Origin of the sequence: Streptomyces sp. NPDC058198 (genome assembly GCF_042882605.1) — a bacterium.
Lineage (GTDB): Bacteria > Actinomycetota > Actinomycetes > Streptomycetales > Streptomycetaceae > Streptomyces.
The window spans coordinates 178336-195819 of the sequence record NZ_JBHVVP010000002.1; the positions used below are offsets into that span (position 1 = coordinate 178336).

16 protein-coding genes are annotated in these 17484 nt (G+C 67.3%); 8 read left to right on the forward strand and 8 right to left on the reverse strand.

The window, feature by feature from the left end:
• The first annotated feature begins 54 nt into the window (after nucleotides 1-54).
• Nucleotides 55-1248, forward strand: a complete 1194-nt coding sequence (locus ACFVWW_RS09310; protein ID WP_386876989.1) for an epoxide hydrolase family protein — start codon at nucleotides 55-57, stop codon at nucleotides 1246-1248.
• A 134-nt stretch (nucleotides 1249-1382) separates the two neighbouring features.
• On the forward strand, nucleotides 1383-1877 hold the full coding sequence (locus ACFVWW_RS09315; protein ID WP_386876991.1) for an NUDIX hydrolase: 495 nt from the start codon (nucleotides 1383-1385) through the stop codon (nucleotides 1875-1877).
• 147 nt (nucleotides 1878-2024) lie between these two features.
• On the opposite strand, the gene ACFVWW_RS09320 is transcribed toward ACFVWW_RS09315, so the two are convergent.
• Entirely contained in the window at nucleotides 2025-2705 is a 681-nt protein-coding gene (locus ACFVWW_RS09320) for a TetR/AcrR family transcriptional regulator (protein ID WP_386876993.1), read from the reverse strand.
• 70 nt (nucleotides 2706-2775) lie between these two features.
• On the opposite strand from ACFVWW_RS09320, the gene ACFVWW_RS09325 reads away from it, so the two are divergent.
• Nucleotides 2776-3909, forward strand: a complete 1134-nt coding sequence (locus ACFVWW_RS09325; RefSeq protein ID WP_386876995.1) for an FAD-dependent oxidoreductase — start codon at nucleotides 2776-2778, stop codon at nucleotides 3907-3909.
• Nucleotides 3910-4079: 170 nt separating this feature from the next.
• Complete coding sequence (locus ACFVWW_RS09330) at nucleotides 4080-4643, forward strand: dihydrofolate reductase family protein (protein WP_384178243.1); 564 nt, start codon at nucleotides 4080-4082, stop codon at nucleotides 4641-4643.
• A gap of 108 nt (nucleotides 4644-4751) precedes the next feature.
• Here the strand turns inward: ACFVWW_RS09330 and dnaB are convergent, their stop codons facing one another.
• Nucleotides 4752-6212 (reverse strand): replicative DNA helicase, encoded by a 1461-nt coding sequence (gene dnaB, locus ACFVWW_RS09335; protein WP_384178611.1) that lies wholly within the window; start codon nucleotides 6210-6212, stop codon nucleotides 4752-4754.
• Between the two features lie 440 nt (nucleotides 6213-6652).
• On the opposite strand from dnaB, the gene ACFVWW_RS09340 reads away from it, so the two are divergent.
• On the forward strand, nucleotides 6653-7990 hold the full coding sequence (locus ACFVWW_RS09340) for an MATE family efflux transporter (RefSeq protein ID WP_386876997.1): 1338 nt from the start codon (nucleotides 6653-6655) through the stop codon (nucleotides 7988-7990).
• 137 nt (nucleotides 7991-8127) lie between these two features.
• Here the strand turns inward: ACFVWW_RS09340 and rplI are convergent, their stop codons facing one another.
• From rplI to rpsF, 4 genes are all read right to left on the reverse strand, one after another.
• On the reverse strand, nucleotides 8128-8574 hold the full coding sequence (gene rplI, locus ACFVWW_RS09345; RefSeq protein ID WP_384178249.1) for a 50S ribosomal protein L9: 447 nt from the start codon (nucleotides 8572-8574) through the stop codon (nucleotides 8128-8130).
• A 17-nt stretch (nucleotides 8575-8591) separates the two neighbouring features.
• Nucleotides 8592-8828, reverse strand: coding sequence for a 30S ribosomal protein S18 (gene rpsR, locus ACFVWW_RS09350; RefSeq protein ID WP_003967857.1), 237 nt, complete (start codon nucleotides 8826-8828; stop codon nucleotides 8592-8594).
• 44 nt (nucleotides 8829-8872) lie between these two features.
• Nucleotides 8873-9469: a single-stranded DNA-binding protein gene (locus ACFVWW_RS09355; RefSeq protein ID WP_384178252.1), complete on the reverse strand. Its 597-nt coding sequence runs from the start codon at nucleotides 9467-9469 to the stop codon at nucleotides 8873-8875.
• Nucleotides 9470-9543: 74 nt separating this feature from the next.
• Nucleotides 9544-9834: a 30S ribosomal protein S6 gene (gene rpsF / locus ACFVWW_RS09360; protein WP_280887590.1), complete on the reverse strand. Its 291-nt coding sequence runs from the start codon at nucleotides 9832-9834 to the stop codon at nucleotides 9544-9546.
• Nucleotides 9835-10105: 271 nt separating this feature from the next.
• Between rpsF and ACFVWW_RS09365 the strand changes: the two genes are divergently transcribed.
• The 3 genes from ACFVWW_RS09365 (at nucleotide 10106) to ACFVWW_RS09375 (ending at nucleotide 12795) form a co-directional block, all read left to right on the forward strand.
• Nucleotides 10106-10420 carry a hypothetical protein gene (locus tag ACFVWW_RS09365; RefSeq protein ID WP_384178256.1) on the forward strand — a complete coding sequence of 105 codons (315 nt, stop codon included), beginning with the start codon at nucleotides 10106-10108 and terminating at the stop codon, nucleotides 10418-10420.
• A gap of 122 nt (nucleotides 10421-10542) precedes the next feature.
• Entirely contained in the window at nucleotides 10543-11661 is a 1119-nt protein-coding gene (locus ACFVWW_RS09370; protein WP_384178259.1) for a lipid II:glycine glycyltransferase FemX, read from the forward strand.
• Between the two features lie 102 nt (nucleotides 11662-11763).
• A complete protein-coding gene (locus ACFVWW_RS09375; protein ID WP_384178262.1) occupies nucleotides 11764-12795 on the forward strand; it encodes an alanine racemase in 1032 nt (343 codons plus the stop codon).
• 83 nt (nucleotides 12796-12878) lie between these two features.
• On the opposite strand, the gene ACFVWW_RS09380 is transcribed toward ACFVWW_RS09375, so the two are convergent.
• Nucleotides 12879-14369 (reverse strand): glycosyltransferase family 87 protein, encoded by a 1491-nt coding sequence (locus ACFVWW_RS09380; protein WP_386877001.1) that lies wholly within the window; start codon nucleotides 14367-14369, stop codon nucleotides 12879-12881.
• A gap of 118 nt (nucleotides 14370-14487) precedes the next feature.
• The gene (locus tag ACFVWW_RS09385; RefSeq protein WP_386877003.1) at nucleotides 14488-17187 is read right to left on the reverse strand and encodes a transglycosylase domain-containing protein; all 2700 of its coding nucleotides are present in this window, start codon (nucleotides 17185-17187) and stop codon (nucleotides 14488-14490) included.
• Nucleotides 17188-17484 lie beyond the last annotated feature (297 nt).

Below are 17484 nucleotides of genomic sequence, written 5' to 3' on the forward strand. Positions count from 1 at the left end.
CCATGGCACAGGGCGCCGTGCCCGCCAGCAGGTTCTCGGGCAGTGTGTGCAGGCATGACGACGTTTTCCGACGAGAGCATCCACCCGTTCCGTATCGATATCCACCAGGACGAGCTGGACGATCTCCACGAACGCCTCGACCGCACCCGCTGGCCGGACGAACTGCCCGGAGCGGGCTGGGCATACGGCATTCCGCGGGACTACCTCAAGGACCTCGTGAGGTACTGGCGGCACGCGTACGACTGGCGTGCCGCGGAAGCCCGGTTGAACCAGTGGCCGCAGTTCACCACCACGATCGACGGGGCGAATATTCACTTCGCCCACATCCGGTCACCGGAGCCGGACGCGACCCCGCTGGTCATGACACACGGCTGGCCGGGCTCGATCGTCGAGTTCACCGAGGTCGCCGGTCCGCTCACCGACCCACGAGCCCACGGCGGCGACCCAGCCGACGCGTTCCACCTGGTGCTGCCGAGCATTCCCGGGTTCGGGCTGTCCGGGCCCACGAGGGACAAGGGCTGGGAGTTCAAGCGGGTCGCCGCCGCGTTCGCCGAGCTGATGGAACGCCTCGGCTACGAGCGGTACGGAGTACAGGGAGGTGACTGGGGAGCAGGCATTTCCCGCGAGCTCGGCCGGACCCGGCCCGACCGGGTCATCGGCGTACACCTGAACCTGCTGCCGAACTCAGCCGCGACACAGGCCCCCGGTGCGGACGAACTGGACGCACTGGACCCCGCCGAGCGCCGGCGCACGCTGGCCTCCTGGGAACGCATGCAGGAATGGAGCCGTGACCGCCAGGGCTACGCCGACATCCAGTCCACCCGGCCGCAGACCCTGGCCTACGGCCTCACCGACTCGCCAGTGGGCCAACTGGCCTGGATCGCGGAAAAGTTCAAGGAGTGGACCGACTCCCGCGACCGCCCCGAAGACGCCGTCAACCGCGACCAGATGCTCACCAACGTGATGCTGTACTGGCTGACCGGCACGGCCGGCTCGTCCGCCCGCATCTACTACGAGCGCGCGCACGCCGACTACTGGGGCACGCCCCCTGAGCCCTCGGCAACGCCGACCGCGCTGGCCGACTTCCCGCACGACAACTTCATTCCGCTGCGGCACATCGCGGAGCGGACGAACAACATCGTGCAATGGACGAGTTACGACCGGGGCGGCCACTTCGCGGCCATGGAGCAGCCGGACCTGCTGGTAGGCGACGTAAGGACGTTCTTCCGATACGTGCGTGCCCTCTGACGGAGCCACCACGGGTAACCCAGGTTCGCCAGCCGCCCAGCACCCTGCTCACCACCACCGGCGACCAGTTACCGGCCGAATGCCTGGGCCGCTTCTTGATCGACAGTGGTGTCGTGCTCTGACAGGGTCAGTGGATGCGGATACCCAGACAGGCAGCCAGAGTCGCGGTGCTGGACCCGGCAGGGTCGGTCTTCATGCTCCGGTATGACAACGAGGAAGTCGGTGTCCACTGGGCGATGCCGGGCGGTGGCATGGACCCAGGTGAGACTCCGCAGCAGGCGGCCGAGCGTGAGCTCCGCGAGGAGACGGGGTGGACCGACATCGCGCTCGGCCGCACCGTGTTGTGTCTTTGGGAACACGACTTCACCAGGGCCGGCGTCCCAGTTCGACAGCACGAACATATTTTCCTCGCGTATGGCCCCTATCGTGACCCTGTCGGTGACCTTGCTGCCTCGCATGCCGCAGACAAGATCCTCCATTGGCGGTGGTGGTCGCCGGACGAACTGTCCGGTGATACGGAGCCGTTGTGGCCGCCGCAGCTGCCGGAACTGCTCGCCGGCGTGAGGAGAAACGGTCCGCCAACGACACCGATCGACCTTGGATACGTCCGGAACGCGGCGGTCGGCTAGGGCTGACCGTCGCGTATATAGGGTCTCAAATCGCACGACATGTGGCATTTATTCGGTTTCCGTGCGTTTAGGTGAGGCTGCGTCGTCCCAACGCGTCAGCGCCGACCTGGTGCGTGGGCGGTACCGGTCCGGCCGTTCGGCCGCGCGTCACCTGGAGATGCGGGCTTCGATGCCATCAAGCAGGAAGTCGAGGCCGATCCGGAAGGTGTGGTCGGCGTCCAGGTGGGCGGCATCGCGCACCACCGTGGCCAGCGCGGGGAACCGGCCGGTGGCGAAGGTCCGCTCCAGATAGGGCCCGAGTGAGGCCTGCCAACGCTTCTCGTCCATCCCGGTGGCCCGCTCGGCACGCCGCTCTGCGATCTCCCGACGCACCGCGCCGATCACGTACGCGTCGACCGCGGTGACCACCGGCATGATGGCGTCCACATCAACGCCGCCCAGCGCGGCCACGACGGCCTCCCCCCTGGCCAGCGCGTGCGGCCCGAGCTGCGGTCGCCCACCGAGCAGATCGGCGAGCCATTCGTGCTCGTGAGCGGCGCGCCGGGTGGTTTCGGCAAGAGACCGCAGCACCTCCCGCCAGTCGTCTCCGACCGGCCGGATCTCGGCGTGGACCGCGTCGACCATCAGGTCGAGCAACTCTTCCTTGCCGGCGATGTAGCTGTACAGCCGCATCGGCCCGACACCCAGCGCGGTGGCGACCTTGCGCAGCGACACCGCCTCCAGGCCGTCCGCGTCCGCCAACTGGATCGCCGCTCGCACGATCCGCTCTCGGTTCAACGCGGCCGGCACGGGTCGATTCGGTGGCTCCGGCCTCTCCCACACCAACATGCCGCTTACAGTACATCGCATCGGACGATACAGTGTATCGATCTGTACGGCGTATCGAGGAGAGGCAACCATGACCATCGCCATCGTCGGAGCCGGCCTCGGCGGCCTGGCTCTCGCCCGTGTGCTGCACGTGAACGGCATCGACGCCGTCATGTATGAACGTGAATCGTCACGCGGTGCGCGCGGTCAGGGCGGCATGCTCGACATCCACTCCGGCCAGCGGGCGCTGCACGAGGCCGGTCTGATCGACCAGTTCTACGCGATTGCCCGTGGCGAAGGCCAGGACATGCGTCTTCTCGAGCCGGATGGCACCCTGCTCTTCCAGGAGGACACACCCGACGACGCCCCGCTCGATCGACCCGAGGTCGACCGCGCCGATCTGCGCAACCTGCTGCTGGATTCCCTCCCCGAAGACATGGTGCGCTGGGGACGCGCGTTCAAATCCGCCGACAACGGCCTGCTGCACTTCGCCGACGGCAGCACTGCGACGTATGACCTGCTGGTCGGCGCGGACGGCGCGCAGTCCCGGGTCCGCGCGCTGCTCACCGACGCCCGCCCGGCGCATATCGGCCAGAACATCGTCGAGGTCGGCATTCCCGACATCGACCGCACGCACCCCGACCTCGCGGCGATGGTCGGGCGCGGCAACTACTGGGTGCTCGGCAACGGACTATCCCTGGCAGCGCAGCGCAACGGCGACGGCCGCGTTCGCATCGGCCTGAGCTTCTACAACACCGCCGAGGACTGGTTCGCTACCAGCGGGATCCCGTTCGACGACCCGGCCGCCGCCCGGGCGCGGCTGATCGACCTGCTCCCCGGCTGGCACTCACGGTTCACCGCGCTGATCGCGGCCTGCGACGACACGGTCGTGCCGCGGTCGATCACCACTCTCCCGGTCGGCCTGACCTGGCCGTCGACGCCAGGCGTCACGCTGCTCGGCGATGCCGCGCACCTGATGCCGCCGGTGGGAGAGGGCGCCAACATGGCGCTGCTCGACGGCGCCCTGCTCGGTCTCGCGCTGGCCGCGCAACCGGACGACTTTCCCGCCGCCGTCAAAGAATACGAACGCGAGATGTTCGAACGCACCAGCGCTGCCGCCCGGATGTCCGCGGACATGCAGGAATTGCTGACGGCGCCGGACGCCGCCCAGAAAATGCTCGCATTCTTCCAACCTGGCCTACTGGGCCTTCCGACCAGCAGATGATGATGCACCTCGAAGCTGGATTGATCGATGCCATTTCCTCGGCGGAACGATGAGTCTGCGGCTGAGCCACCGAGCACGAGGACTACATGCGAGCTCAGATCGCGCACCGATGAGTTTCCCGCGCCGCGCCGGTCTGTACGCGTGAGACCGACTCACGGAAGGCTGGCGCCATGCGGAAACTGATCTACGGCATGAACCTGACCCTGGACGGCTACATCGCCGCGCCCGGCGACGACATCGGCTGGGGCGTGCCGAGCGACGAGCTGTTCCAGTTTTGGTCCGACCAGTTGCAGGCGACCGACCTGTCGCTGTACGGGCGCAAGCTGTGGCAGACGATGAGCTCCCACTGGCCGACCGGCGACCAGCAGCCGGGCGCCACCCCGGCGGAGATCGAGTTCGCGCGCCGCTGGCGGGACATGTCGAAGGTGGTGTTCTCCTCGACGATCGACAAGGTCGACTGGAACACCCGCCTGGTCACCGGCGACGCGGTCGCCGAGATCACCCGGCTCAAGGCCGAGGACGGCGGCCCGATGGACATCGGCGGCGCGACGCTCGCCGGGGCGGCCATGCGGGCCGGGCTGATTGACGAGTACGTGCTGGCCACCGCGCCGGTCCTGGTGGGCGGCGGCACGCCGTTCTTCACCGCGCTGGACAGCTGGGTGAACCTGAACCTGGTGGAGACGCGGACGCTTCCCGGCGGCGTGATCCTGACCAGGTACGAGACGAGGCGCTGAGCAGCAGCACCCACGCGCTGGTCTCACGGTGATGTCGTATACGACATCGGTACGACACGGCCCGTGAGATTACGACATCAGCCGCGAGACCCTACACACGGCGGGGGATCAGGTCTGGGCCATGTCCACGAAGCGTGAGTAGTGGCCCTGGAACGCCACTGTGATCGTTGCTGTCGGGCCGTTACGGTGCTTGGCCACGATGAGGTCGGCTTCGCCGGCGCGGGGTGACTCCTTCTCGTACGCGTCCTCGCGGTGCAGCAGGATCACCATGTCCGCGTCCTGCTCGATGGAACCCGACTCACGCAGGTCGGAGACCATCGGCTTCTTGTCCGTGCGCTGCTCGGGGCCACGGTTCAGCTGGGAGAGCGCGATGACCGGCAGCTCCAGCTCCTTGGCCAGGAGCTTGAGGTTTCGCGACATGTCCGAGACCTCCTGCTGGCGGCTCTCGGCCCGCTTCGAGCCACCGGACTGCATCAGCTGCAGATAGTCGATGATCACGAGCTTGAGCTCATTCCGCTGCTTGAGGCGGCGGCACTTCGCCCGGATCTCCATCATCGAGAGATTCGGCGAATCGTCGATGTAGAGCGGGGCCTGCGAGACGTCCGGCATACGGCGGGCCAGCCGCGTCCAGTCCTCGTCCGTCATCGTGCCGGAGCGCATATGGTGCAGCGCCACCCGGGCCTCCGCGGACAGCAGACGCATGGCGATCTCGTTCCGCCCCATTTCCAGGGAGAAGATCACGCTGGGCAGATTGTTCTTGATGGACGCGGCACGGGCGAAGTCCAGGGCGAGCGTGGACTTACCCATGGCGGGGCGGGCCGCGATGACGATCATCTGGCCGGGGTGCAGACCGTTGGTGAGGGAGTCGAAGTCCGTGAAGCCGGTCGGCACGCCGGTCATCTCGCCGCTGCGCGAACCGATCGCCTCGATCTCGTCGAGCGCGCCCTCCATGATGTCGCCGAGCGGCAGATAGTCCTCGCTGGTCCGTTGCTCGGTGACGGCGTAGATCTCGGCCTGGGCGGAGTTGACGATCTCGTCGACGTCGCCGTCCGCCGCATAACCCATCTGCGTGATTTTCGTACCGGCCTCGACGAGCCGCCGCAGCACCGCCCGCTCATGGACGATCTCCGCGTAGTACGACGCGTTGGCCGCGGTCGGTACCGACTGGACGAGTGTGTGCAGATACGAGGCCCCGCCGACGCGGGTGATCTCCCCGCGCTTGGTCAGCTCGGCCGCCACGGTGATCGGGTCGGCCGGCTCCCCCTTGGCGTAGAGGTCGAGAATCGCCTGAAAGACGGTCTCGTGCGCCGGGCGGTAGAAGTCGTGGCCCTTGATGATCTCCACGACGTCGGCGATGGCGTCCTTCGACAGCAGCATGCCGCCGAGGACCGACTGCTCGGCATCGAGATCCTGCGGGGGCACCCGCTCGAAACCGGAAGATCCGCCGTCCCACGCGCCATTGTCACGGCCGCGGTCGTGCTGCTCCTCGCGGCCCCTTCCCTCACCGCGGCGCTGCCGGGAGACAGGCAGACGGTCACTGGGTCCGGTGTCGGTCCAAGGGTCGTCCAATGGCTCGGGAATGCTCACCGGCCACCTCCTCACGTCCGCTCCGCGGACCTCGCCGTGCCAATCTTTCTACGGCACGACACTGACAAAACGAGAGGGCTGACTCCGGTTCCGGCGCGTCGGACGCCGGTCCACGGTAGGCCCGTAGGCACCGTCAGCCAATCTGGTTATCCACAGGCCATGTGGACGACCGACCAGATGCTGTGGAGAACTCACACGAACCTGTGCACGGACCGGGGGACAGCACTGTGGACAAACTCATAGCGACCCCGAGCCGACCGCTCTGACCTGGCCTTTTTCCGTCCACTGGCTGTGGGGAAGAAAAACTTTCCCGACTGGACCAAGATCAGAACAAACACCGCACAGCAGAGCCTCCACCACAGAGCCAAGTAAGGATCAGAGGCGCATTGCGTCACTTACCTGTGGAAGATTAGATTGAGCGCATGACCCAGGCCCCCGCGCCATCCAGGACAGGACGCCGCCGGCACGATCGTGAGATCGTCGCCCTCGCCGTTCCCGCCTTCGGCGCCCTCGTCGCCGAGCCGCTTTTCGTGATGGTCGACAGTGCGATCGTCGGCCATCTCGGCACCCCGCAACTCGCCGGGCTGGGGATCGCGGCGGCCCTGCTGACCACCGCGGTGAGCGTCTTCGTCTTCCTCGCCTACGCCACCACCGCGGCTGTCGCCCGGCGGGTCGGCGCGGGCGATCTCCCGGCCGCCATCCGTCAGGGCATGGACGGCATCTGGCTCGCGCTGCTGCTCGGTGCCGCCGTCATCGCCGTCACGCTCCCTACCGCACCCTGGCTCATCGAACTGTTCGGAGCGTCGGACACCGCGGCCCCGTACGCCATCACGTATCTGCGTATCTCCAGCCTCGGAATCCCCGCCATGCTGGTCGTGCTGGCCGCCACCGGTGTCCTGCGCGGGCTCCAGGACACCCGGACACCGCTGTATGTCGCCATCGGCGGGTTCGGCGCCAACGCGGCACTCAATGCCGTGTTCGTCTACGGCGCCGGACTCGGCATCGCCGGCTCCGCCTGGGGCACGGTGATCGCCCAGTGCGCCATGGCCGCCGTCTATCTGGTCGTCGTCGTCCGGGGCGCACGCCGGCACGGCGCCTCACTGCGCCCCGATGCCGCGGGGATACGGGCGAGCGCACAGGCCGGCGTACCGCTGCTGGTCCGTACGCTCTCGCTGCGCGCGGTCCTGATGATCGCCACCGCGGTCGCCGCACGGCTCGGTGACGCGGATGTCGCCGCCCACCAGATCATTCTGTCGCTGTGGAGCCTGATGGCCTTCGCGCTCGACGCAATCGCCATCGCAGGACAGGCGATCATCGGCCGCTACCTCGGAGCCGGCGACACGAAGGGCGCCCGGGAAGCCTGCCGCCGCATGGTGGAGTGGGGGATGGCGTCCGGTGTGCTGCTCGGCGTCGCGATCGTGCTCGCGCGCCCGCTCTTCATCCCGCTGTTCACCGGTGACCAGACGGTACGGGACACCCTGCTCCCGGCCCTGCTCGTCGTGGCCATCTCCCAGCCGATCGCGGGAATCGTCTTCGTACTGGACGGCGTGCTGATGGGAGCGGGGGACGGCCGGTATCTCGCGGGAGCCATGTTGGCGACACTGGCGGTCTTCGCACCGGTGGCGCTCCTTGTCCCCACTCTCGGCGGCGGGCTGACGGCCCTGTGGTGGGCCATGGGACTCATGATGGCGGTCCGCATGCTCACCCTCTGGCTGCGCACCCGCTCCGGCCACTGGCTGGTCACCGGCGCCACCCGCTGACCGGGAGCGGGCACCGCCGTTTCAGGCGAAACATTCCGAGTGTCCGTTTCACGTGAAACATGGCCCCACCCAGAACGGCGAGAGGGCCGCACCCCCTGCGGGATGCGGCCCTCTCCATGCTCTGCCGAGCGCAGCGCTTACGCGGCGATGACCTCGATGCCGAGCTTCGCGGCGACCTCGGGGTGCAGACGCACGGACACCTGGTGCGAGCCCAGGGTCTTGATCGGCGCACCGAGCTCGATACGGCGCTTGTCGACGTCCGGGCCACCGGCAGACTTGATCGCCGAAGCGAGGTCGGCCGGGGTGACGGAGCCGAAGAGACGGCCGGCGTCGCCGGAGCGAACGGCCAGACGCACCTTCACGCCTTCGAGGCGGGCCTTGATCTCATTGGCCTGCTCGATGGTCGCGATCTCGTGGATCTTGCGGGCGCGGCGGATCTGCGCCACGTCCTTCTCGCCACCCTTGGTCCAGCGGATCGCGAAACCGCGCGGGACCAGGTAGTTGCGAGCGTAGCCGTCCTTGACGTCAACGACGTCGCCAGCGGCACCGAGGCCGGAGACCTCGTGGGTGAGGATGATCTTCATGATTCGGTCACCCTCCCTTATCGCGCGGTGGACGTGTAGGGCAGCAGCGCCATCTCACGGCTGTTCTTGACAGCCGTGGCGACGTCACGCTGGTGCTGCGTGCAGTTGCCGGTAACGCGGCGGGCACGGATCTTGCCACGGTCGGAAATGAACTTCCGCAGCATGTTCGTGTCCTTGTAGTCCACGTACTGGGTCTTGTCCTTGCAGAATGCGCAGACCTTCTTCTTAGGCTTGCGCACCGGCGGCTTCGCCATGGTGTTTCTCCTGTGTGATCAAGAAGTGGGGTACGAGCCCGCCCTTAGAAGGGAGGCTCGTCCGAGTAGCCGCCGCCGGAGCTTCCGCCCCAGCCGCCTCCATTGCCCCCGCCGCTCTGCGGCTGCTGCTGGCCGCCACTGGCCGGCGCGCTGGTGGCCCACGGGTCGTCGGCGGGAGCACCGCCACCGCCCTGCTGGCCACCACCACCGGGGCCGCCGCCCCAGCTGCCGCCGCCGCCCTGCTGGCCGCCGCCGTAACCGCCCTGGCCACTGCGACCGGTGGTCTTGGTGACCTTGGCCGTGGCGTTCTTGAGACTGGGGCCGACTTCCTCGACATCCAGCTCGTAGACCGTGCGCTTGACGCCCTCGCGGTCCTCGTAGGACCGCTGCTTCAGCCGGCCCTGCACGACAACGCGCATGCCTCGCTGAAGCGACTCGGCGACGTTCTCCGCCGCCTGACGCCAGACCGAGCAGGTGAGGAACAGGCTGTCGCCGTCCTTCCACTCATTGGTCTGACGGTCGAAGGTGCGGGGAGTGGACGCGACGCGGAACTTCGCGACCGCCGCACCGGACGGGGTGAAGCGCAGCTCGGGGTCGTCGACGAGATTGCCGACGACCGTGATGACGGTCTCGCCTGCCATGGGTGAACCTCTCGGCGGGGATTGCTTCTGGCTGCTTGCTGCTACTCGAACCCGATGACCTCTGAGCTAGGAGCTCAGTGGGTCTCGGGACGGAGGACCTTGGTCCGGAGGACCGACTCGTTCAGGTTCATCTGTCGGTCGAGCTCCTTGACGACCGCAGGCTCGGCCTGCAGGTCGATGACCGAGTAGATGCCCTCGGGCTTCTTCTTGATCTCGTAAGAGAGACGACGACGGCCCCAGGTGTCGACCTTCTCGACCTTTCCGCTGCCCTCACGGACAACGGAGAGGAAGTTCTCGATCAGCGGGGAGACTGCTCGCTCCTCGAGATCGGGGTCGAGGATGACCATCACCTCGTAGTGACGCATGTGGAACCCACCTCCTTTGGACTCAGCGGCCACGGTCGTTCCGTGGCAGGAGGGTCGTGATGCGTAAGCAACGGTATCGGCCGCCACTGACAATCCGGCTCGACGTGCGAGGGATCGTGTTCTGGCCTGGGCAGACACCGGTGCAGACCGTACAGACTACCCGCTCACTGCCTTCCGCTTGAAATCCGGCCGCCCTCGGACGCAATCTGTACACATCGGGTGTGTGCGGCGCTACGATGCGCCGCCTTCCGGCAAAGCCAGGAGGTGCCACATGGCACAGGCAATGCGACCGAACTCCGCGACCTCTCTCTTCGCCACGGACGGCAAGCGTCATCCGCTTCAGGACACTCTGATGGCGGTGACGCTGGCACTGGGACTTCTCGCCCTCATCACGGCGGGCTTCTACAACCTCCACCTGATCAGCTCGTGGGCCGGGCTGGTGGGGATCCTGACCGGCGCGTACGCACAGTTCATCTCCGTGACGACCCGTGAACGCTTCCTGACCATCGTCGGTCTGGGGGCCTCAGCGGTCGGCTTCTTCCTCGGAATGGCGCACGGCGGACTGTTCGGAGGGATCATCGGCTAGCCCCTGTCCGGTCAGGACCTGGCCGTCCGGGCAGACGGGGCGCTCCATCGGCGCAGTAGGCTTCGGCGCGAGAGCCGGAGCCCCTGTATCCATGGGGACACACCTGCCGAGGAGCGCCCCGCATGAGCCTGACCCTGAGGACCATCAGCCGCGAGCAGCATCTGGCGTACATCCAGAGCCTGCCCGCGGCGAGTCATTGCCAGGTCCCGGCATGGGCTGACGTCAAGACGGAGTGGCGCTCCGAGAACCTGGGCTGGTTCGACAAGAACGACCAGCTCGTCGGGGCCGGACTGGTGCTCTACCGGCAGCTGCCCAAGATCAAGCGGTATCTGGCGTATCTGCCCGAGGGCCCGGTGATCAATTGGTACGCCCCCAATCTGGACGACTGGCTCCAGCCCATGCTGGCGCATCTCAAGCACCAGGGCGCCTTCTCGGTCAAGATGGGGCCGCCGGTCGTCATCCGCCGCTGGGACTCGACCGCGATCAAATCCGGTATCCAGGACCAGGACGTCAAGCGCCTGCGCGATGTCGAGGCCACGCACATCGAGCCGCGCGCCTTCGAAGTGTCCGACCGGCTGCGCAAGATGGGCTGGCAGCAGGGCGAGGACGGCGGCGCCGGCTTCGGTGACGTACAGCCGCGCTATGTCTTCCAGGTGCCCCTGGCGAACCGCTCGCTCGACGATGTCCTCAAGGGCTTCAACCAGCTGTGGCGGCGCAATATCAAGAAGGCCGAGAAGGCCGGCGTCGACGTCGTCCAGGGCGGCTACGAGGATCTGGCCGAGTGGCAGCGGCTGTACGAGATCACCGCCGAGCGCGATCACTTCCGGCCGCGCCCGCTGTCGTACTTCCAGCGCATGTGGACCGTCCTGAACACCGAGGACCCCAACCGCATGCGTCTCTACTTCGCGCGTCACGAGGGCGAGAACGTCGCGGCCGCGACCATGCTGATCGTCGGCGGCCATGTCTGGTACTCCTACGGCGCCTCCGCCAACCACAAGCGTGAGGTCCGGCCCTCGAACGCGATGCAGTGGCGGATGCTGCGCGACGCCTACGCGATGGGCGCCACCGTCTACGACCTGCGCGGCATCTCCGATTCGCTCGACGAGACCGACCACCTCTTCGGACTGATCCAGTTCAAGGTGGGCACCGGCGGCGAGGCCGTCGAGTACATCGGCGAGTGGGACTTCCCGCTCAACAAACTGCTCCACAAGGCGCTCGACATCTACATGTCGCGCCGCTGACCGCGATGACGGGCCGGCGGACATTTCCGTAAGCCCCGCGACTTTCCCCAGACCACTCATAACCTTCATACACCGCAGCCACGAGAAAGGTTCCGGACCGGCATGGCGCTCTCCCTCTACGTCGACACCGCGCGCTGGCGGGCGCACCAGAAGTCGGTCATCGAGCAGTTCCCCGGGCTCGTCCCGGTCTGCAAGGGCAATGGCTACGGCTTCAGTCATGAGCGTCTCGCCGACGAGACCACCCGTTTCGGCTCCGACACGCTCGCCGTCGGCACCATCTACGAGGCCGCCCGGATCAAGGACTGGTTCAGCGGCGACCTCCTCGTCCTCACGCCCTTCAGGCGCGGCGAGGAGCCGGTACCGCTGCCCGACCGCGTCATCCGTTCCGTCTCGTCCGTCGACGGTGTGTTCGCGCTGGTGGGCGCACGTGTCGTCATCGAGTGCATGAGCTCCATGAAGCGCCATGGCGTCAAGGAGGAGGAGCTCGGCCAGCTGCACGCGGCCATAGAGGACGTACGGCTCGAAGGCTTCGCCCTGCACCTCCCGCTCGACCGTACGGACGGCTCCGACGCGGTCGAGGAAGTCATCAGCTGGATGGACCGGCTGCGCGCCGCGCGCCTCCCCCTGCACACCATGTTCGTCAGCCATCTGCGCGCCGAGGAGCTGGCCCGGCTGCAGCAGCAGTTCCCGCAGACCCGCTTCCGCGCCCGCATCGGTACGCGGCTGTGGCTCGGTGACCATGAGGCGACCGAGTACCGCGGCTCCGTCCTGGACGTCACCAGGGTCACCAAGGGCGACCGGTTCGGCTACCGCCAGCAGAAGGCCGCCTCGGACGGCTGGCTGGTGGTCGTCGCCGGGGGCACGTCCCACGGCGTCGGTCTGGAGGCCCCCAAGGCCCTGCACGGCGTGATGCCGCGTGCCAAGGGCGTCGCCCGGGCCGGCCTGGCCACGGTCAACCGCAACCTCTCGCCGTTCGTCTGGGACGGCAAGCAGCGCTGGTTCGCCGAGCCGCCGCACATGCAGGTGTCGATCCTGTTCGTGCCCGCTGAGGCTCAGGAGCCCAAGGTGGGCGACGAGCTGGTGGCCCATCTGCGCCACACGACGACCCAGTTCGACCGCCTCGTCGACCGCTGACGCTCCCAGCTCCCAGCCCCCCAGCCGGCCCGGCGAGGGCCACTGACAGCCCCGCGGGCCGATCGGGCGGCCTCAGAAACGGCTCAGGCGGCCCCGGGCGGCCGTACCCCCCACTCGACCCGCGGTCCCTCCACCGCCTGGGCCGTGTGCTGCGCCGGACGGGTCGCCTGTCCCAGTACGAACACGTCCGCCGCGCCGTCCAGCACGCCGCCCGAGGGGTCGTCCGAGCCGTCGCTCCGTACGCCGTCCCGTTCCGGCTTCAGGACGTCCCGGACGATCAGCGCGCACAGATACAGCGTCCCCAGGAGATGTACCGCGATGGCGAGCTGATAGCCCTCGGTCGGCAGTCCCCGGTGGTCGTCGCCGCTCGTCGTGTACGCGAGGTACATCCAGATCCCCAGGTAGTACATGACCTCGCAGGCCTGCCAGATCAGGAAGTCCCGCCAGCGCGGCCGGGCCAGGGCGGCCAGCGGAACCAGCCAGAGTACGTACTGCGGCGAATAGACCTTGTTGGTGAGGATGAAGGCCGCGACCACGAGGAAGGCGAGCTGCGCGAAGCGCGGCCGGCGCGGCGCCGACAGGGCCAGCGCCCCGATACCCGCGCATGCCAGCAGCATCAGCAGCATCGCGTAGGTGTTGACGGTTCCGACATCCAGCGACTTGCCCGTGCGCTGTGTGATGATCAGCCAGAAGGAGCCGAAGTCGACCGACCGCTCCTGGCTGAAGGTGTAGAACTTCTTCCACCCCTCGGGCGCGAGCACCATCACCGGCAGATTCACCACCAGCCACGCGCCCGCGGTTCCCAGCAACGCCGTTCCGAACTCCCGGAGCTTGCCGGCCCGCCAGCACAGGACGAGCAGCGGCCCCAGGAGCAGTACGGGATAGAGCTTGGCGGCTGTCGCGAGCCCGATGAGGATACCGAAGGCCAGGGCCCGGCCGCGTGACCACATGAGCATCGCGGCGGCCGTGAGAGCCACGGCGAACAGATCCCAGTTGATGGTGGCGGTGAGCGCGAAAGCGGGCGCCAGAGCGACCAGCAGGGCGTCCCAGGGGCGGCGGCGATGGGTGCGGGCGACGCAGACCGCGATGACCGCGGCGCAGATCATCAGCATCCCCGCGTTGACCATCCAGTACATCTGCTCGCGGTACTGGATGGAGCCGCCCGGCGTCAGCCAGGAGGCGACCTCCATGAAGACGCCCGTCAGCACGGGGTACTCCAGGTACTCCATGTCGCCGTTCAGCCGGTCGAAGTACGGCACCAGGTCGTCGGAGAAACCCCGCCCCAGGAAGAGGTGCGGAATGTCCGAGTAACAGGCGTGGGTGTACTGCGAGCTGGTGCCCCGGAACCACGCCCAGTCGTAGCACGGCATCTTCTGCGCCATGCCCAGCGCGAACATCCCGATCGCCACCAGTGCGACGACCCGTACGGGCGTGAGCCAGCTGCTGCCGTACCAGGCCCAGCGCCCGACAGGTCCGCCGATCAGCTCGCTGCCGGCCGCGGCGATCTCGTCCCGCCGGGTGGGCGGTACGACCGGCCGGTCCTGGTGCACGGTTGTCTCTTCTGCGCTCGGCATGCCGCCCATCCTGCCGTACGCGGCCGTGGACGCGGCGAGGGCCGCCGCACCGTACGTACAGCGAATCTGTACGTCACCGGTGCGACGGCCCTCGTGTCGGCTACCTGGGGCCGGGACGCTATCCCCCGGGGGCCCCGAAGATCCCTCCGTTGCCACCGTTCTGGCCGCCTTGATCGGCTCCGGGCGGCGTTGAGGGAGAGTTGGTGACTCCCCCGTCGCCGCCTCCGTTGGCCCCGCCTTGATCAGCACCCTGGTCGGCGCCCTGGTCGGCCCCGCCGTTGTCACCGCAGCCGAACCACTGGTCGCAGCTTCCGCTCGGGGTGATGTCGGACTCGGACGGAGTCACGGACGGGGTCTGTGAAGGCGTCTGCGAAGGCGTCTCGGACGGGGTCGGGCTCGGCGTCGGGGACGGCTCGGCGCCGCCGCCGTAGACGGCCTCACCGATGGGCTCGGGCGTGGGGAAGGGCACGGCCTCCTGGCCCTTGACCGCCTCTGCCATGTAGTCGTGCCAGATCTCGGAGGGGAAGGACGCGCCGTGGATCGACTCCTGGTCGCCGGTGCCGTACATCTCGAGGAACTCACGATTCTTGTTCGTCGCGTCGTCGTCCATCCGGTACATATCGATGGCGGTCGACAGCTGCGCGGTGTAGCCCACGAACCAGGCCGACTTGTTGCCGTCGGTGGTACCGGTCTTCCCGGCCACCTCGCGCCCCTCGAGCTGCGCGTTCGTACCGGTGCCCTTCTCCACCACGGTCTTCAGTACGTCCGTGACGTTGTCCGCGACCGCCGCGGGGAACGCGTCCTCCGTCGTGTCCTTGTGCTTGAAGACGACCTCGCCGCCCTTCAGCACCTCGTCGACGGAGTAGGGATCCCGCTGCTTGCCGCTGGACGCGAACGTGGCGTAGGAGCCCGCCATCCGGATGGCGCTCGGAGAGGAGATACCGATCGAGAACGACGGCACATTGGACCTGGAGAGCGTGTCGTCATCCCGGAGGCCGGCCCTGATCGCGGCGTCCCTCACCTGAGGGATGCCGACGTCCATGCCCAGCTGGACGAACGGGGAGTTGGCGGATTCCCTCATGGCCTCACGCAGATCAATGGGACCGTACGACCGCTGGCCGTCGTTGGTCTGCAACCACTCCTTGTCGTCCTTGTTGGTCCAGGTCGAACCGTCGTAGTTCTTGATCTTCAGCTTGTTGTCGCCGTTGTACACGGACTTGTCCGGCGATACGGGCGTGCGCTGGTCCCTGCTCTGTGTCTCCGGGAGCTTGGGATCACGTACACCGTCCTCCATCGCCGCGGCCAGCACGTACGGCTTGAAGGTCGATCCGACCTGGGCACCCGTCTGGTCGGCGTTGTTGGTGAAGTGCTTGGTGGCGTCCTGTCCGCCGTAGATGGCGACGATCTTTCCGGTCGCGACGTCCACCGAGGCACCACCGAATTGGACATGCTTGTCGGTCTTCGGGCGCTTCTTGGGGTCGATGTTGGCGTCGTAGACCTTGGTGACGGCCTTACGCAGCTGCTCGACCTTCTTCTTGTTGAAGGTCGTGTGGATCTCGAAGCCGCCCTTGGACAACGCTAGAGCTGTGTAGCCCTCAGTGTTGTTGTTGATGAAGTACGCCTTGGCCAGGTCGACCAGATAGCCGATCTGTCCGCCCAACTGGGCGTTCTTCTTCGGGGGGTCCGGCATCGGGAACTCTTTGTACTTGGCGCGCTCAGTGGCGTCGAGATGGCCGTCCTTCTCCATCTCGTCGAGGATCCACCGCCAGCGCTTCGTGGCGCGCACGGTGTTTTCCTTGGCGCTGGCTGTCGGGTCGATCTCGGTGGCGCCGGCCGGGTCGAAGTACGTCGCGCCCTTGAGGAGCGTGGCGAGGAAGGCGCACTCGCTCGGGTTGAGGTCCTTGGAGTCCTTGCCGTAGTACGTACGGGCCGCGGCCTGGATGCCGTAGGCGCCGCGTCCGTAGTACGACGTGTTCAGATAGCCATGCATGATCTCGGGCTTGGTCTTCTGGGTGCCGACCTTCATGGAAATGAACAGCTCTTTGAACTTGCGGTCCAAGGTCTGGCTCTGGTCACCCAGCATGGCGTTCTTGACGTACTGCTGGGTGATCGTGGATCCACCCTGGGTCTGGCCGCCCTTGGCCATATTGACGACGGCCCGGCCGATACCCATCGGGTCGATCCCGGAGTCCTCTCTGAACGACTTGTTCTCCGCGGAGATGACCGCGTTCTGCATCGCCGCGGGGATCTGCTCGATCCCGACGATCTGCCGGTTGACCTCACCCCCCGTGGAAACCATCGGGGTGCCGTCGTCCCAGTAGTAGACGTTGTTCTCGGCCTTCGAGGAGAGCTGTGCACTTGGCACATCGACCACGGCGTACGCGATGGTTCCCGCGACCATGACCGAGCCGAGGAAAGCGACGCAGAGACCGGTGGTCTGCTTCCAGGAGGGCACCCACCGATGCCAGCCGTACTTGTCATGGCGCGGATAGTCGATCAGCCGCTTCTTGGACGGCTGCCCGCCCCGGCCGCGGCCGGGGCCGTCAGGCCCGCCGCCTCCGCGCCGGCCTCCGCCGGATCCGCCATGACCGGCGCCCCCGCCGTCGGGAGCGCGCCTGCGGCCGCCCTTCTGGGCAGCCCGCCTGGCTTCGGCTCGGCCGCCGTAGGAACGCTCCTCCTCGTGCGAACCGGAGGGCGAAGCCGAAGCGGCTTCTCGGGAAGGGGCAGCGCGGCGGCCGGACGGCTGCTGGGCTGCACGCCTGGCCGCGGCACGACCGCCACCCTGCGGCTCTGGCGGTTTGCGACGGTGCTCGCTCATCGAACGACTACTCCTCGGGCAGGCGCGGACGCCTGGAAGCGGCAGTTGAGTTCCGGTCCCCCCGAAATGGATACGGACCAGCCCGGCATCAGGCTCATCCGGCATGCATCCGGTAGGCCGACAGTCTTGACGCTTATCGGCGCCACACGGTTCCCGGTGGTCTGCATGCCGCACAGACTACGCACGGTCAAAACCCGCCGAGAGCTGAAGTTCACCCCAAATCAGGCAAGTTGCTTCATGAGAATTGTCAATGTGACCTCGTTCACCATGGCCCCTCTTGTCGCGGCAGCATCCTCG

Bases quoted from the DNA above. Each gene is read 5' to 3' on its own strand.
- ACFVWW_RS09310 (WP_386876989.1), top strand. From the start codon at position 55: ATGACGACGTTTTCCGACGAGAGCATCCACCCGTTCCGTATCGATATC.
- ACFVWW_RS09315 (WP_386876991.1), top strand. From the start codon at position 1,383: ATGCGGATACCCAGACAGGCAGCCAGAGTCGCGGTGCTGGACCCGGCA.
- ACFVWW_RS09320 (WP_386876993.1), bottom strand. From the start codon at position 2,705: ATGTTGGTGTGGGAGAGGCCGGAGCCACCGAATCGACCCGTGCCGGCC.
- ACFVWW_RS09325 (WP_386876995.1), top strand. From the start codon at position 2,776: ATGACCATCGCCATCGTCGGAGCCGGCCTCGGCGGCCTGGCTCTCGCC.
- ACFVWW_RS09330 (WP_384178243.1), top strand. From the start codon at position 4,080: ATGCGGAAACTGATCTACGGCATGAACCTGACCCTGGACGGCTACATC.
- ACFVWW_RS09340 (WP_386876997.1), top strand. From the start codon at position 6,653: ATGACCCAGGCCCCCGCGCCATCCAGGACAGGACGCCGCCGGCACGAT.
- rplI (WP_384178249.1), bottom strand. From the start codon at position 8,574: ATGAAGATCATCCTCACCCACGAGGTCTCCGGCCTCGGTGCCGCTGGC.
- rpsR (WP_003967857.1), bottom strand. From the start codon at position 8,828: ATGGCGAAGCCGCCGGTGCGCAAGCCTAAGAAGAAGGTCTGCGCATTC.
- ACFVWW_RS09355 (WP_384178252.1), bottom strand. From the start codon at position 9,469: ATGGCAGGCGAGACCGTCATCACGGTCGTCGGCAATCTCGTCGACGAC.
- rpsF (WP_280887590.1), bottom strand. From the start codon at position 9,834: ATGCGTCACTACGAGGTGATGGTCATCCTCGACCCCGATCTCGAGGAG.
- ACFVWW_RS09365 (WP_384178256.1), top strand. From the start codon at position 10,106: ATGGCACAGGCAATGCGACCGAACTCCGCGACCTCTCTCTTCGCCACG.
- ACFVWW_RS09370 (WP_384178259.1), top strand. From the start codon at position 10,543: ATGAGCCTGACCCTGAGGACCATCAGCCGCGAGCAGCATCTGGCGTAC.
- ACFVWW_RS09375 (WP_384178262.1), top strand. From the start codon at position 11,764: ATGGCGCTCTCCCTCTACGTCGACACCGCGCGCTGGCGGGCGCACCAG.
- ACFVWW_RS09380 (WP_386877001.1), bottom strand. From the start codon at position 14,369: ATGCCGAGCGCAGAAGAGACAACCGTGCACCAGGACCGGCCGGTCGTA.
- ACFVWW_RS09385 (WP_386877003.1), bottom strand. From the start codon at position 17,187: ATGAGCGAGCACCGTCGCAAACCGCCAGAGCCGCAGGGTGGCGGTCGT.